General features: G+C 67.7%; 11 protein-coding genes. 3 read left to right on the forward strand and 8 right to left on the reverse strand.

The window, feature by feature from the left end:
* Positions 1-24: 24 nt before the first annotated feature.
* The 7 genes from ACCD06_RS00945 to ACCD06_RS00975 all read right to left on the reverse strand — a co-directional run bounded on the left by ACCD06_RS00945 (position 25) and on the right by ACCD06_RS00975 (position 7952).
* Positions 25-1053 (reverse strand): Zn-dependent oxidoreductase, encoded by a 1029-nt coding sequence (locus tag ACCD06_RS00945; protein WP_413338085.1) that lies wholly within the window; start codon positions 1051-1053, stop codon positions 25-27.
* A gap of 39 nt (positions 1054-1092) precedes the next feature.
* On the reverse strand, positions 1093-2541 hold the full coding sequence (locus tag ACCD06_RS00950) for a mannitol dehydrogenase family protein (RefSeq protein ID WP_413338087.1): 1449 nt from the start codon (positions 2539-2541) through the stop codon (positions 1093-1095).
* Positions 2542-2789: 248 nt separating this feature from the next.
* Positions 2790-3548 (reverse strand): GntR family transcriptional regulator, encoded by a 759-nt coding sequence (locus ACCD06_RS00955; protein ID WP_136702328.1) that lies wholly within the window; start codon positions 3546-3548, stop codon positions 2790-2792.
* Between the two features lie 284 nt (positions 3549-3832).
* The gene (locus ACCD06_RS00960; protein WP_109075018.1) at positions 3833-4666 is read right to left on the reverse strand and encodes an ABC transporter permease; all 834 of its coding nucleotides are present in this window, start codon (positions 4664-4666) and stop codon (positions 3833-3835) included.
* 12 nt (positions 4667-4678) lie between these two features.
* The gene (locus tag ACCD06_RS00965; protein WP_109151090.1) at positions 4679-5581 is read right to left on the reverse strand and encodes an ABC transporter permease; all 903 of its coding nucleotides are present in this window, start codon (positions 5579-5581) and stop codon (positions 4679-4681) included.
* On the reverse strand, positions 5578-6660 hold the full coding sequence (locus ACCD06_RS00970; RefSeq protein ID WP_413338090.1) for an ABC transporter ATP-binding protein: 1083 nt from the start codon (positions 6658-6660) through the stop codon (positions 5578-5580). Before ACCD06_RS00970 ends, ACCD06_RS00965 begins: the two co-directional genes overlap by 4 nt.
* A gap of 101 nt (positions 6661-6761) precedes the next feature.
* Positions 6762-7952: an extracellular solute-binding protein gene (locus ACCD06_RS00975; RefSeq protein ID WP_413338092.1), complete on the reverse strand. Its 1191-nt coding sequence runs from the start codon at positions 7950-7952 to the stop codon at positions 6762-6764.
* A 465-nt stretch (positions 7953-8417) separates the two neighbouring features.
* On the opposite strand from ACCD06_RS00975, the gene ppc reads away from it, so the two are divergent.
* Together ppc and ACCD06_RS00985 are read left to right on the forward strand one after the other, a co-directional pair.
* Positions 8418-11189 (forward strand): phosphoenolpyruvate carboxylase, encoded by a 2772-nt coding sequence (gene ppc / locus ACCD06_RS00980; RefSeq protein ID WP_109075021.1) that lies wholly within the window; start codon positions 8418-8420, stop codon positions 11187-11189.
* A 282-nt stretch (positions 11190-11471) separates the two neighbouring features.
* Complete coding sequence (locus ACCD06_RS00985; RefSeq protein WP_109075022.1) at positions 11472-11669, forward strand: hypothetical protein; 198 nt, start codon at positions 11472-11474, stop codon at positions 11667-11669.
* Between the two features lie 84 nt (positions 11670-11753).
* On the opposite strand, the gene ACCD06_RS00990 is transcribed toward ACCD06_RS00985, so the two are convergent.
* On the reverse strand, positions 11754-14390 hold the full coding sequence (locus ACCD06_RS00990) for a methyl-accepting chemotaxis protein (RefSeq protein ID WP_413338094.1): 2637 nt from the start codon (positions 14388-14390) through the stop codon (positions 11754-11756).
* 334 nt (positions 14391-14724) lie between these two features.
* Here ACCD06_RS00990 and ACCD06_RS00995 point away from each other — a divergent pair, with 334 nt between their 5' ends.
* Positions 14725-15870, forward strand: coding sequence for an FIST signal transduction protein (locus ACCD06_RS00995; protein ID WP_413338096.1), 1146 nt, complete (start codon positions 14725-14727; stop codon positions 15868-15870).
* Position 15871 lies beyond the last annotated feature (1 nt).

A 15871-nucleotide genomic window follows, 5' to 3' on the forward strand; every position in this document is an offset into this window, starting at 1 on the left:
TGGTGGATGCCGTTTGCCCGGCGGTCAGCTTTCGAAGTCGAGCTGGACCTTGATCGTGCTGGACGGGTCGGTCTCGATCAGGGCGAAGGCGCTCGCGGCGTCGGCAATCGGGAAGACCTGGGTGATCATCGCCGCCGGCTGCAGCTTGCCGCTCTCCAGCCAGTCGATCACCTGGGGCAGCAGGCGGCGGTTCAGGCGGGAACCGACCAGGGTCAGCTCCTTCTTCACGATCTCCTGCTGGCTGATGTTGCAGGGGGCGGGGGAGAAGCCCAGCAGGCCGATGCGCGCTGCCGGGCTGGCGAGGCGGCAGGCCTCCTCCAGAAGGGCCGGCACGCCGGCGCCGTCGATCACAACCGTCGGCCCGAGTCCGCCATTCTCGTCGCGCACCGCGTCGGGCACCGACACGCGGGAAGAGTTGAGGACCACGTCGGCGCCGAACTCCTTCGCCCGCTCCAGCCGCTTGTCGTCCAGGTCGGCGACGATACAGCGGGCGCCGTGCAGCTTGGCGACCTGCACCACCGTCAGCCCGACTGTCCCGGCGCCATAGACCAGCAGGGTGTCGTCGGCGCCGATGCCGGTGCGCGACAGCACGTTCGCTGCGATGGACAGCGGCTCCGCCAGTGCGGCAAGCGAGAAGGGCAGGTCGGAGCGCACCTTGATGGCATTGGCTGCCGGCACCACGACATGGTTGCGGAACCCGCCGTCGCGATGGACGCCGAACACCTCCAGATTGGCGCAGACATTGGTCCGCCCGGCGCGGCAGGCATAGCAGCGGCCGCAGGACACCACCGGATCGACCACCACATGGTCGCCGACCGCGACGTTGCCCACGCCGTCGCCCACCGCCTCGACCGTGCCGGCGAACTCGTGGCCGATGACGCGGGGATAGACCGCGAAGGGGTTGGAGCCGTGGTAGATGTGCAGGTCAGACCCGCAGATCCCGGCGCGCCGGACGCGGACCAGCACCTCGCCGGCCTTGACCGGCCCGGCATCCGGGGCGTTTTCGGGGCGGAGCGCCAGCACATGCGGCTTTTCGACTGTCAGGGCAACCACGGGAACACTCCCTAAAGAAGATGTCGCTGTGAAGCGGGGTCAGGCGGTGGCGGCGACCACGGCGCGGGCGCCCTCGGCGAACAGGCGCTTGAGCGCGGCAGTGACCGGTCCGGTAAAGCGCGGGTCGCGCGGCAGATCCTCGCCAAACACTGCGGTCAAACCGAACAGAGCCTCGGCCAGCCGGTTGGGGTTGCCGGCGGTGGAGGCAGCGATTTCCGCCAGACGGGTCGCCAGCGGGTCGCGCACGTCGATGGGCTTGCCGGCCTCGTCGGTGCCGGCGACGTAGCGCATCCAGGCGGCGACCGCCAAGGCCAGCCGGTCGATCGGCTGATCGGCGGCCAGCCGGTCGCGGATCGGATTCAGCAGGCGCTGCGGCAGCTTCTGCGTGCCGTCCATTGCGATCTGCCAGGTGCGGTGGCGCAGCGCCGGATTGCGGAAGCGGGCGATCAGCGCGTCCTTGTACTGCTCCATATCCGCACCGGCAGGCATGTGCAGCGTCGGCCCGGTCTCCCGGTCCATCAGGTTGCGGACCAGCGTGGCGAAGGCGGGATCCGCCATGGTGTCCGACACCGTCTCATAGCCCGCCAGATAGCCCAGATAGGCGATGGTGGAGTGGCTGCCGTTCAGCAGCCGCAGCTTCATCGTCTCATAGGGGTGGACGTCGGCGACCAGTTCGACCCCCACCGTCTCCCAGGCCGGGCGCCCGGCGGGGAAGCGGTCCTCGACCACCCACTGGGTGAAGGGCTCGGTTACCACCGGCCAGGCATCCTGCACGCCCAGCGACTGCGACACGCGGGCACGGTCGGCCTCGGTGGTGGCCGGAACGATGCGGTCGACCATGCTGTTGGGGCAGGCGACGGACTCCGCCACCCAGGCGCCGAAATCGGCACCGCGCAGCTCGGCGAAGCGGCACAGGATGCGGGCGACGGTGTCACCGTTGCTCGGCAGGTTGTCGCAGCTCAGCACGGTGAAGGGCGGCAGCCCGGCGGCGCGGCGGCGGGACAGCGCCTCGGCCAGGAAGCCGATGGCGGTGCGCGGCTTGGCCGGATTGTCCAGGTCGTGGCGGATGTCGGGATGGTCCTCGTTCAGCGCACCGGTCGCCGGGTCGTGGCAATAGCCCTTCTCCGTCACCGTCAGGGTGACGATGCGCACCGACGGGCGGCACATCCGCTCCAGCACCGCTTCCGGATTCTCATGCGCCACCAGCAGTTCCAGCAGGCAGCCGATCACCCGCAGCCGCTCCCCCTCCGCGTCGCGCACGGCGACGGTGTAGAGCCCATCCTGTGGCTCCAGGGCATCGCGGGTGTCGGGGCTGCGCAGGCTGACCCCGGCGATGCCCCAAGCCCCGAACTGCGTCTCCAGCAGCGCGTCGGTGTAGGCCGCCTGATGGGCGCGCTGGAAAGCGCCGACGCCGAGATGGACGATGCCGATCTCCAGATCCCTGCGGTCGTAACCGGGCCGCGCCACCGCCGCCGGCAGGGTGGCCAATGTGGAGGCGTCAAGGCGCCGGGACGGGGCACCGGAAGGAGAAGAGGACGATGCGGGCGTTTGCATGGAAACTGTTTCCTTCCTGGCGAGCTGCGGGCTCACATTCTTGTATGGTAGTATGTCACGAATGTTGGGGATGGGCAATCCGGATTGTTCCCTGGGCGAACTGATCTCCCCGACCGCGCCGTCGATGGAGACGGACGAACCATGCCGGACCGCCCCTCACCGTCCCCTGAAAGCTGGGCCGATCAGCGCGCTCCGGCAACCCTCGCGCGGCCCGCATTTCGGGAGGCCGCCTTCTGGGGAGGCGGGGGTGCGGCGTCATCCAGGGTGAACAGGTCGGGAAACTTGCCCTCCAATTCGGGCAGGGAGGTCAGGATTTCGCGCAGATGCAGCCCCATCGCCGCTTCCGCCTTGACGGGGTCGCGGGCGACGATGGCCTCTACCACCGCCTGATGCTGCGAGATCAGCCGGCGGATCGGCGTGGCGTAGGGAACGCTGAGATAACGGACGCGGTCCATCTGGGCCTTCGTCTCCTCGACGATGCGCCACGCATACTCGCACTCCGCCCCAATGGCGATGGTCCGGTGGAAGGCTTCGTCCAGTTCCAGGAAGCGCACCGGAACCGGTTCGTCGGCGATGTCCCACTGGGCCTTCAGGTTGTCGCGCAGTTCGGCGATACCGGCCGGCGTGATGGTTTCGCAGGCCTTGCGCACCACGGCGGTCTCCACCGCCTCGCGCACGAAGCGGGCGTCGAGCACCTGCTTGACCGAGATCTTGACGACGAATGTCCCGCGCTGCGGCCGGATGGTCAGCAGTCCCGACTCGCTCAGCTTGATGAAGGCTTCGCGCACCGGCTGGCGGCTGACGCCGAGCTGATCGGCGATCTCCTGCTCGGACAGGGCTTGACCGGGACGGAACTGCATCGTCACGATGGCTTGGCGCAGCACCCGGTACACGCGCCGCGCGATCGGTTCGCCGGATTCCACGTCGATCTTGTTCAGCATCGGCACGTCATGGTTTATGGCGCCTCGAAACCGGCCCGAAGGTCCGGAGCGAAAATCTGGCCTATCAGGATACTACCATACCAAGCCAGCGGCAAGAGTATTTCCCGCCGCCCCGACTTGGCATGGTACGGATTTGTCAACGAAAGCTCTTTCCAGCCAAACAGTCCCTACCAGAGTTCCACAAATAAACCGTCGGCCTGTGCCGGTGGAAATTGTGGGGACCGACTGCAAGACCATGATGCCGGCATCATGGTCTTGAGCGGAGCCGGGCCGTAACCCCGAGCTTACGCTGCGGGACGCTTGCCGCGGCCGACGATCTGGGTCGGGTTGACGAAGCGCAGGGCGACGATCAGCCAGACCAGCGTGGTCGCCATATAGATGACCGCCATGGCGTCGATCGACTGCACCGCCCGAACACCGGAAGCGAACACCGCATAATAGAGCGCCACCACCAGCGTCTGGCTGCCGGGCCCGGAGACCAGGAAGGTAAGCTCGAACATGCCGATGGTCCGCACCAGCACCAGCAGCAGCGCCGCCAGCACGCCCGGCATCAGCATCGGCACAAGCACATGGACGAACATCTGGAAGATGTTGGCGCCGAAGACGCGGGCTGCCGCCTCGGTGCGGGGGTCGATCTGCTCGATGAAGGGGATCATCACCAGCACCACGAAGGGCACGGTGGGCACCAGATTGGCCAGGATGACGCCGGTCAGCGTGCCGCCCAGCCCCGCCTTGTACAGCACCGTCGCCAGCGGGATGCCGTAGGTGATCGGCGGAACCAGAAGGGGCAGAAGCAGAAGCAGCATCACTGCACGCTTGGCCGGGAATTCGCGCCGAGCCAGCGCATAGGCGGCCGGGACGCCGAGCAGGCCGGACAGCAGGACCACAGCCCCGACCGCCTGGAAGGTGACCCACAGCACGTCTCCCAATTGGAACTCGTCCCAGGCGGCGAAATACCAGCGGGTCGTGAAGCCCGCCGGGATCCAGGTGCCGAGCCAGCGCGTCGCCACCGAAGAAGTCAGCACCGAGGCGATCAGCCCCATCAGATTGATGAGGAACAGCCCGATCACCGCCCAGACGGCGAAGACCCACAGACGGGACATGATGGATTTCTGCATTGCCGCCTCTCCTCAGCCTTTGGCGCCCGCGGCGGGGCCGCGGTAGAACAGCGAGCGGCAGCCGAGAACCGCCACGACCACCAGCAATTGGACCGCCCCCATGATCATCGCGATGGCCGAGGCCATGGAGTAGTCGTACTCCTCGAACGCGGCCTGATAGGCGGCGATGGAGATGACACGCGTGGCGTTGGCCGGATCGCCGACCAGCACCGCCGACGGCAGCACCGAGTAAGCCTGGACGAAGGACAGGCAGAAGGTGATGGCGAGGCCGGGGATCAGCAGCGGCAGGAAGACCTCGCGGAAGCGGGCGGCCGGCCCGGCGCCCAGCGTCGCCGCCGCATTCTCCAGCGACGGGTCGATGCCGGTGACATAGGAAAGCGTCAGCAGGAAGGTGAAGGGGAAGCCCGTCAGCACCAGCGAGATGAAGACGCCCCAATAGCCGTTCAGCACCGAAATCGGGGTGGACAGCAGCCCGACCGCCATCAGGACCCGGTTGAACCACCCCTGCGGCCCGAAATAAAACAGCATGCCTTCGGCGACCAGCACGGTGCCGAGCGTGATCGGCAGCACCAGCAGGGTGGTCAGCAGCCGCTGGCGCCGCATCAGCCGCACCCGGAAGGCGATGGGGATCGCGATCAGCAGGTTCAGCAACGTCACCGGGAAAGCCAGCCGCAGCGTCTTGAAGATGGTGCCGTAGAGGAACGGATCGCTGAAGAATCTGGCATAGTTGCCGAACAGCGACCCGTCCTTCGGCTCGAAGGACAGCATCAGCCCGTACAGGAACGGGTAGATGAACAGCCCCAGGATAAGCGCCACGCAGGGCAGCACCAGCAGGGTCGCCCCGTCGATGCCGCGGGCGGCCAGCCGCTGGCGCAGTGTCGGGCCCTCGGCGCGGCCTTCCATGACGGCGCTCATCGCGCGTCACCGAACACCAGCACGCGGCCGGCATCGGCGCCGAGCCGGATGGCGGCACCCCGTTGCAGCGGATAAGGGGAGGCGAAATGCAGCTCCGTCCCCGACGCGGTGACGCCGACGCCGTGGAAGCCGCGACCACGATACTCCACCGCCTCCACCCGCACCGGAATGCCGGCGTCGGTGCCGGTCGGCTCAAGATCGTCGGGGCGGATCGCCGCGACGGCCGCCTTGCCGGCGGATGTCCCACCCGTGGGCGCGGCCCGCATCCGGCCGCGGATCACCGTGCCTTCGATGTCGAGCAGGGCATCCTCGCCCTCCGTCCCGACCAGTTCGCCGTTGAGGCGGTTGCGGAAGCCCATGAAGTCGGCAACGTCGAGATGGGCGGGCAGGGTGTAAAGTTCCGCCGGGGTGCCGACCTGCCGGATGGCGCCGTCGCGCAGCACGACGATGCGGTCGGCCAGCGACAGCGCCTCTTCCTGGTCGTGGGTGACGTAGATGGTGGTGGAGCCGAGCGACTGGTGGATTCGGCGGATTTCCTGGCGCATCTCCAGCCGCAGCTTGGCGTCCAGATTGGAGAGCGGCTCGTCCATCAGCACCAGCGGCGGTTCGACCACGATGGCGCGGGCGATGGCGACGCGCTGCTGCTGGCCGCCCGACAGCTGGCCGGGCAGCTTCTCCGCCTGGGATTCCAGGCGGACCGCCGCCAGTGCGGCGTCGACGCGCTTTTCCAGTTCCGGCTTCGGAACGCCGCGCATGCGCAGGCCGAAACCGATGTTCTTGCGCACGGTCATGTGCGGGAACAGGGCGTAATTCTGGAAGACCATGCCGAAACCGCGCTCTTCCGGTCGCAGCACGTCGACCCGGCGGTCGTCCAGCATGATGCGCCCGCCGCTGACGGGCAGCAGGCCGGCGATGCAGTTCAGCGCGGTGGTCTTGCCGCAGCCCGACGGGCCGAGCAGGGCGATGAACTCGCCCCGCTCGATGGTGAGGTCCAGCCCTTTCAGCGCCGTGAAGGCGTCGAACTCCCGCCTCACTCCCTGAAGGTGCAGTTGCTTGAAGGTGGTGGGTCCGACGTTCATTCGGGGGTCCTGTGGCTGGATGGAGCGCTGCCGCATTTTGCGCCCTCTCCCGCCCCGGGAGAGGGCTTGTGAATGGGGCGCTGTCGTCAGCTGGAACGCTGTCACTTGCCCTTGCGCGCGCCGATCTCCTCGTCCCAGCGGCGGAAGGCCTGGACCAGCTTGTCGGCGGCGAGCGGCAGTTCGATGGGGTGGTCGGTGATCAGCTTGTCGTAGGACGGGCGGCCGAACTCGGCGATGGCGTCCTGGCTTTCCTTCGGCGCCATGGCGAGCGTCACGCCCTTCACCGCCGGGCCGGGATAGAAATAGCCCTCGTCATAGGTGTAGGCCTGCTGCGCCGGGGTCAGAAGGTGATTCATCAGGTCCAGGATGACGGCCAGCTTTTCCGCCGACACGCCCTTGGGGATGCACATGTAATGGGCGTCGGCGACCCAGCGGAAATTCTCCACCGCGAAAACCTCGGCCGACTTCGGCACCACGCCGAGCACCCGCGGGTTGATGTCCCAGCCGGTGGTCGAGACGATGATGTCGAGCGACCCTTCGCCCAGCGCCTTCATGGTCGGGGTGGTGCCGGCCGGATAGGCTTCGATGGTCTCGCCCAATTCGCGCAGGTAAGCCCAGGTCTTCTCCCAGCCATTGACGGGATCCTTGGGATCCTTGTCGCCAAGAATGTAGGGCAGCCCCATCAGGAAGGTGCGGCCGGGGCCGGAGTTGGCCGGGCGGGCATAGGCGAAGCGCTTCGGGTTGGCCTTCGCCCAGGCCAGCAGTTCCGCCGCCGTCTTCGGCACCTGCTTCACCCGTTCCGGCGCATATTCGAACAGCGGGCCGGAGGGATAGTAGGTGACGACGACGCCCTGGCCTTCGGCGAGGCCCTGCATGCGGGCGGCGGGCTCCAGATAGATGTCGGACAGCTTCGGCAGGTCACCGGCGCGATCCGGCAGCAGATTGATCCACAGCTTCTGGTCGATGCCGGCGGACAGCACGTCGGTGCCGGTCAGCACCAGATCGATGTCGACCCGGTTGGCGTCCTGCTGCGCCTTCAGCTTGCCGGGAAGTTCCGGTGCCGGCGCCTTGGAGAAGACGATGCGCGAGACCCAGTCGGGCTTGGCTTTGCGGTAATTCTCGATCGCCTTCTGGGTCAGCGCCAGATTGCCGGCGACGTCCACCACGTTCAGCGTGACCGGGCTCGCCGGCTTCTGCAATGCCGCGAAAACCGGCCGGCCGGCGGCCAGCAAACCGGCGGTGCCGGCGGAGGCCGCAAGGAAGCCGCGTCTCGAAATCCCGAGGTCGATCATTGGAAGGTCCCTCCCGTTCAAGGCATTTTTTTGGGTGTGGCCGGCAAGCTGGAAGCGGCCGGCGCACCAGGGGCCCCGGCCGGACTGCAATCGATGTAGCGGAAGATGCGGATAATTCGTAACCCGTGCAAATGCTAGTATGGTAGCCGGGTGCCCGCAAGCCGAAACTCGTATGGTAGTGCTGCGCGCGTGCGATTTTGCGCAGGAGGCGAGGAGACCGGGCGGGCCGACGCGCATGCCCTTATGCGACGTCGCATTTCTCAGCGCTGCGAATTATGGAAATCATTTCGCACCAGCACACGGACGGTTGAAACTTCTGACAGAATGGGCATGCTGTCGCCGATGGTCTGACCACTTCGCGTGCAGGGGGATTCTCCTGCCCGGACTTTGATCATCCCCATTCAAGTATCCAGCGTTCGCGCATCGACCCGTATCCGTCCATCCTCGACCAGGAAACCGTCGCCCATGTCCGCCATCCTGCTGCAGGAAAGTTCCGAGACGAAGGACCAGCCGCTCCGCGAAGATATCCGCCTGCTGGGGCGCATCCTGGGCGACACCGTCCGCAGCCAGGAGGGGGAGGCGGTGTTCGACATCGTCGAGCGGATCCGCCAGACCTCCATCCGCTTCCACCGTGAAGAGGACCAGGGCGCCCGCAAGGAGCTGGAGGCGATCCTGAACAGCCTGTCGCCGCCGCAGACTGCGCGGGTGGTGCGGGCCTACAGCTTCTTCTCGCACCTCGCCAACATCGCCGAGGACCAGCACCACATCCGCCGCACCCGCGCCCATGCGCTCGCCGGGTCGGCCCCGCGCGAAGGCACGATGGCCCATGCGCTGGACGAGGCGGCGAAGGCCGGCGTCACCACCCAGCAGTTGAAGGAGTTCTTCGACGGCGCGCTGGTCAGTCCGGTGCTGACCGCCCACCCGACCGAGGTGCAGCGCAAGAGCATCCTGACCGTGCAGATGGCGGTCGCCAACCTGCTGGCGGAGCGCGACCACGGGCCGATGACGCCGGAGGAGGAGGAGACCAACCTCGAATCGCTCCAGCGCGCCGTGCTGACGCTGTGGCAGACCGCGATCCTGCGCGCCACCAAGCTGGCGGTGACCGACGAGGTGGCGAACGGCCTGACCTTCTACGACTATACCTTCCTGCGCGAGATGCCGCGCTTCTATGCCCAGCTGGAAGACCATCTGCGCAAGACCGACCCGTCCTGGGCGACGACGGAGCTGCCGTCCTTCCTGCGCATGGGCAGCTGGATCGGCGGCGACCGTGACGGCAACCCCTTCGTCACCGCCCCCGTCCTGCGTCAGGCGATGCGGATGCAGAGCACCCGCGCCCTGCAATTCTATCTGGATGAACTGCACACTCTGGGGTCGGAGCTGTCGCTGAGCACCCGCGTCATCGACGTGTCGGAGCCGCTGCGCCAGCTGGCCGAACGCTCGCCCGATCCCTCGCCGCACCGCAAGCTGGAGCCGTACCGCCGCGCCATTTCCGGCCTCTATGCGCGGGTCGCCGCGACGCTGCGGACGCTGGACGGGCTGGAAGCGCCGCGCCACGCCGTGGGCGATGCACCGCCCTACCTGACCCCGGCGGAGTTCCGCGCCGACCTCGACATCATCGACCGCTCGCTGACCGTCAACGGTTCGGCTGCACTCGCCAAGGGCCGGCTGCGCCACCTGCGACGCGCGGTGGACCTGTTCGGTTTCCATCTGGCCAGCATCGACCTGCGCCAGAACTCCGACGTGCATGAGCGGTCCGTGGCGGAACTGCTGTCCTTCGCCGATGCTGGCGTGGATTACAAGGCGCTGTCGGAGGACGAACGGATCGAGCTGCTGGTCCGCGAACTGGAGACCAACCGTCCGCTCGCCTCGCGCTACGCCGATTATTCGGAAGAGACCGGGTCCGAACTGGACATCCTGCGCACCGCCGCCGAATCCCGCGCCCGCTTCGGGGCCGATGCGGTGGTGAACTGCGTCATCTCCAAGACCGACGGCGTGTCGGACATCCTGGAGGTCGCCGTCCTGCTGAAGGAAGCCGGGCTGCTGCGGCCGAAGGAAAAGGCGCTGGACCTGAACATCGCGCCGCTGTTCGAGACAATCGGCGACCTGCGCAACTGCGCCGCCACCATGGACCGGCTGCTGTCGATCCCGACCTACCGGCGCTTCCTGGAAAGCCGCGGCAACCTGCAGGAGGTGATGCTCGGCTATTCGGACAGCAACAAGGACGGCGGTTTCCTCACCTCCGGCTGGGAGCTGTACAAGGCCGAGATCGCGCTGGTCGAAGTGTTCGCCAAGCATGGCGTGCGGCTGCGGCTGTTCCACGGCCGCGGCGGCTCGGTCGGCCGCGGCGGCGGCCCCAGCTATCAGGCGATCCTGGCCCAGCCGGCCGGCGCCGTGCAGGGCGCCATCCGCATCACCGAACAGGGCGAGGTCATCGCCGGCAAATATTCCAACCCGGAGGTCGGCCGCCGCAACCTGGAGACGCTGGCCGCGGCGACGCTGGAAGCCACGCTGCTGCACCCGGAATCGGCCGCCCCCTGTTCCGATCAGTTCCTCCAGACCATGGAAGAGCTGTCGGAGCACGCCTTCAAGGCCTATCGCGGGCTGGTTTACGACACCGAGGGCTTCGAGAAGTATTTCTGGGAGTCGACGGTGATCGGCGAGATCGCCAATCTGAACATCGGCAGCCGTCCGGCGTCGCGCAAGAAGTCGACCAGCATCGAGGATCTGCGCGCCATCCCCTGGGTGTTCAGTTGGGCGCAATGCCGCCTGATGCTGCCGGGCTGGTACGGCTTCGGATCGGCGGTGAAGGCGTATCTGGCCCAGCATCCCGACGGGATGGAACGGCTGCGCGCCATGCACCGCGACTGGGGCTTCTTCAGCACGCTGCTGTCCAACATGGACATGGTGCTGTCCAAGTCGAACATCGCCATCGCGTCGCGCTATGCCGGGCTGGTGTCGGATCCGGCGCTGCGCGATGCCATCTTCTCCCGCATCCGGGCGGAGTGGCAGGACAGCATCGACGCGCTGCTGGCGATCACCGGCCAGACGGCCCTACTTGAGAACAACCCGCTGCTGGCGCGGTCGATCCGCAACCGCTTCCCCTATCTGGACCCGCTGAACCATGTCCAGGTCGAGCTGCTGAAGCGCCACCGCACCAGCGACAGCGGAGAGCAGATCGCCCGCGGCATCCATCTGACCATCAACGGCATCGCCGCCGGCCTGCGCAACAGCGGCTGACCGTCTTACCGCACCGCAACACCGCGCGGCTTTCCGCCACACCGTTGCCCACGAATGCGCCTTTCCTCCACCGCGAGGAAGGGCGCATTTTGTTTGCAGACGAAGGGCTTGGTCCGACTTGCCCTTTTCTTGTGCGATGCACGATCAACTCTTCGGCAGCGCAAAACAAGCGGCGGTTTTCGGGGTCCTGGCCAAAATAAGTCACGAGATATCGGCCGAAAATCCAAGTTGATCGCTTCTGAATATTTTGATACCTCATGCCTCCCCGAGAGGAGAAATGGTATGACCACCCAGTCCCAACAGCAGCAGATGGCCCAGCAGCAACAGGCGCGGGCCGGCATCGACACCCAGGGCGGCACCCCCAGCACCCAGGGCGGCGCCACCGACACATACGAGGAATTCTGCGGCGGTGCCTGCGGCGCCGGTGCCGGCGCCGCGGTAATCTGGCGGCCGATCATGGTGGAGCCGCGTCGCCGCTGATCGACCGTCCTGGCATAAGAAAAGCCCCTCTCCGGTAAAGGACGAGGGGCTTTCTTTTTGTGGCCTATCGCTTCTGAGGACCGGTCAGCCCGCCCGCATGCGGTTGACCAAGCCGTCGACCTGGGACCCCAGCGACCGCACCTCGTCGGCGACGGTGGAGGAGGCGGTCAGCACGCGGGTGGCGGATTCGCCGGATTCCGCGGCGGCGCGGGCGACGGAGTCGATGTTGCGGCGGACATGCTGGGTGCCATCGGCGGCCTCGCCCACATTGCGGGCGATCTCGCGGGTGGCGGCACTCTGCTGCTCGACCGCCGCTGCGACGGTGGCGGCGATCTCGTTGATCTCGCGGATGGTGCCGGCGATGGAACGGATGGCATCCACCGCCTCCTGGGTCACCGACTGCATCGCCTGGATCTGGCTGGAGATCTCCTCCGTCGCCTTGCCGGTCTGGTTGGCGAGGCTCTTGACCTCCGACGCCACGACGGCAAAGCCCTTGCCGGCCTCCCCGGCGCGGGCGGCCTCGATCGTCGCGTTCAGCGCCAGCAGGTTGGTCTGGCTGGCGATGTCGTTGATGAGCTGGACCACCTCGCCGATCTTGTTGGCGGACTGCGACAGTCCCTCCACCGTGCGGTCGGTGCGTTCGGCCTCGGTCGCGGCCTTGCGGGCGATCTGGCTGGAGGCGTGGACCTGGCTGCCGATCTCCTGGATGGAGGCGGACAGCTCCTCCGTCGCGGCGGCGACCGCCTTGACGCTGCCTTCGGCCTGCTGCGAGGTGCTGGCTGCGGTGGCCGCCTCGCCGGTGGTGGCCTCGGCATTGCGGCTCATGCGCTGGGCCATGTCCTGCATTTCGCCGGCGGCGCGGGCGACGCGGTCGAGCACGCCGCGCACGCTGCTCTCGAAATTCTCGGCCATCTCGACCATGGCGCGGCGGCGTTCGCCGGCGGCACGGCTGCGCTCCGCCTCGGCACGGGCGTTGGCGGCGCTCGCCTCGTTGGCAGTGTCGCGGAAGACCATCAGGGCGCGGGTCATGTCGCCGATCTCGTCGGAACCGGCAGCGGGAATCGGCGCGTTCAGGTTTCCGGCGGCAATCGCCCGCATGGCATCCGACAGCTGGCTGATGCGCGCGACGATGTTGCGGCCGACGACGAACCAAGCCAGCGCGGCGGCACCGATCAGGCTCGCGACCGCGAACAGGATCAGCATCTTGCGGCCGGCCGACAGCGCATCGGTCGCCCCGGCGGCGGCGGTGTCAGCCTCCTGCTTCATCGCGGAGATCTGGTCGTCGATCATGCCGGCGAACTGCCGGGCGATCTGGCGATTCTCCGCCAGGACTTTCACGTTCTCTTCGGCGGCGGCGAGTTCGGAGCGGCGCAGCTTGAACAGGCTGGTGTCGCCCTTGCCGAAGCCGGCCAGGACCTCGGCGCTCTTGACCAGCTTCGGCAGCCCGTCGTCACCGGCGGACTGCAGCGCCTTCAGCCGCTCCTCCATCGCCTTGGCGGCGGTGGTGAAACGGGTTTCCAGCATCGTCAGCCGTTCGGCGCTGGGCGCCTGCGTCGCCTCGTTCAGCGCGCCGACGGTGGCGGCGGCATAGGTCGACAATTCCAGATAGCTGCGGAAACGGGCCAGCCCGTCGCCCAGCAGATCCTGCATGGAATCGCGGGTCTGCGAGCGGACATTGACGCTCGACAGCTTGATTTCCGCCTTCAGCCGCATCAGCGGCGATTCCATCTGCTCCAGCAGGGACGCCTGCCGGCGTGCGGCGTCGGCCAGGACATCGGCCGTCTTCTGGCGCAGGGCCTCCCGTTCGGCGCTGCCCATCGGCAGTTCCAGGGCCTTGCGGCGCATGTCGAAGATGCCGGTGGCGCCGTCGCCCAGCTGGAAGAAGGCGTCCAGACCGTCGGAGGCCTCCTTGCTCAGGCGGCTGCCGATCTGCGCGGTGGCGCTGACGATGCGGGCGGCCGCTTCCAGGTAGCTCTGCTGGTGCTGGGTGATGGCAAAGGCGGTCTCCGCATTCCCGGCGCGGGTCAGGGACTCCGACGCCACGCCCAGGTCGCCGCGCACTTCAAACATGGTGATCAGGGAGCGGACGGCGTCGCCCAGCGCGTTCATGTCGCGCTCGGTGCTGTTGTCCAGCGTCTCGCCCTTGCTGCGCAGGGTGGCGCCGGCCCGCTCGGTCAGCGGGGCGAGGTTGGACAGGAAGGCGTCGTAGGATTTCGCCAGATCGACGGCCATCGCCTCGCGCGTGCCGCGGACGGACAGGCGCTGGTCGGCCGCGGCGTTGCCATGCTCCAGCGTGGCGATCAGCCCTTCGGTCTTGCTGCGCAGCTCACCGATCCGCGGGTCGCCGGACCGGTGGGAGGCCAGTTCCTCCACCAGGGCGCCCAGCGCCTTGCCGTTGCCCATGATCTCGCCATAGACGCGCTCGCGCTCGCTCTGGCTTTCCGCCGCGGCCAGCACCGGGGCGGCGGCGGCGATGCCGCTGCTTTCACCGGACAGGCGCTTCGCCAGTTCCATCTCCGGCAGGCCGGTGCCGACGATCTGCGTCAGCGGCCGTTCCACCGCCGAGAAGGACGTCAGCCCGACGATGCTGGCGGCGACCGTCATGCCGGCCATACCGGCGAAGGCGAGCAGAAGCTTGCCGCGTACGCCCATCCGTCTGCTGCGTGGGGTGCCGTCCTGGCGGTTCGTCCTCATGGTGTCGTCGCGCGCGTCCATCGTCATATGCGTCCTGCTCCCCGGAAAATGCGTCAGATCGGGCTTTTTGCCCGTTTTGTTCGTTCCTGCCGGCCGCAGACCGCTCCCCCACTCCCGGAGATTGCCACCGATCCGCACTGCTTGGCAGACCAACCATACCGCAGTGTGGTTGACAGATCCTTACGGGGGAACTCTCATTTTCTGCCATTCCGGGTTCTAACCATTTTGGATTACGGCCACCCGACGGCCGATGTGGCATGCGTCATTATGACCATCCGCCACCCCCGAACGTTATAGGGCCTCTCCCCGACTCCGGCCGCGTGATAGTCTGCCCCGGAAATCATCGGCGAGGGGGAGTGGCATGCGGGTCTGGCAGGCGGCGTTCGCACCTCCGGCGGCGGAGCTGTCTCCGCAACCGGCCGATCTCGTCCTGGTCTTCGGTTCATTCGACATCTTCGATGGCCCGAATCTCGCCGCCCGGCTGGCTTCCGCATTCCCCGGCGCGGTGATCGCCGGATGCAGCACGGCGGGCGAGATCGCCGGCGACGCCGTGCTCGACGGATCCTGCACCGTCACCGCCATCCGCTTCGACCGTGGCGGCGATGCGGTCGCGGTCGCGGTCGCGGTCGAGGCCGACATCGCCTCCGCCGACGACAGCCAGCAGGCGGGAGAAATGCTGGGAGAGGCGCTTGCCGCCCGGCCCGGTCTGGCGGGAGTCCTGCTGTTCGCCCGCGGCGTCGGCGTGAACGGCAGCGCGTTGATCGACGGGCTGTCCTCGCGCCTGCCGGCGGGCCTTCCGGTGTCGGGCGGGCTGGCCGGCGACGGCGGCGCTTTCGTCCGCACGCTGGTGCTGGGGCCCTCCGGCGTGTCCGACAGCCGGGCGGTGGCGGTCGGACTTTACGGCGGAAGCCTGCATCTCGGCCTCGGCTCCGTCGGCGGATGGGAACCGTTCGGGCCGGCGCGCAAGGTGACGAAGGCCGTCGGCAACCTGCTGCTCAAGCTGGACGGCGAGCCGGCGCTGAACGTCTACAAGCGCTATCTCGGCGACTATGCCCGCGACCTGCCGGCGTCGGGCCTGCTGTTTCCGTTCGAGCTGCTGAACGGCAACCATGATTCGGTCGGGCTGATCCGCACCATCCTCGGCATCGACGAGGCGGCCGGCGGCCTGATCCTGGCCGGCACGGTGGAGGAGGGCTTCTTCCTGCGGCTGATGCACGCCAGCACCGACGGGCTGGTCGACGGGGCGGAGCAGGCCGGCGCCATCGCCGCCGCTGGTGCGGGTGAGGCGGCGGGCGACCGGCTCGCCCTTCTGGTCAGCTGCGTCGGCCGCAAGCTGGTGATGGGCGACCGGGTGGAGGAGGAGGTGCAGGCGGTGGCGGACCGGATGGGACCCGGCGCGGTGCTGGCCGGCTTCTATTCTTATGGAGAGATCGGGCCGATGCGCGATCTGGTCGATTGCCGGCTGCACAACCAGACGATGACGGTCGCCCTGCTGACGGAACGCTGAC

Origin of the sequence: Azospirillum sp. CT11-132 (assembly GCF_047302835.1) — a bacterium.
Taxonomy (GTDB): domain Bacteria; phylum Pseudomonadota; class Alphaproteobacteria; order Azospirillales; family Azospirillaceae; genus Azospirillum.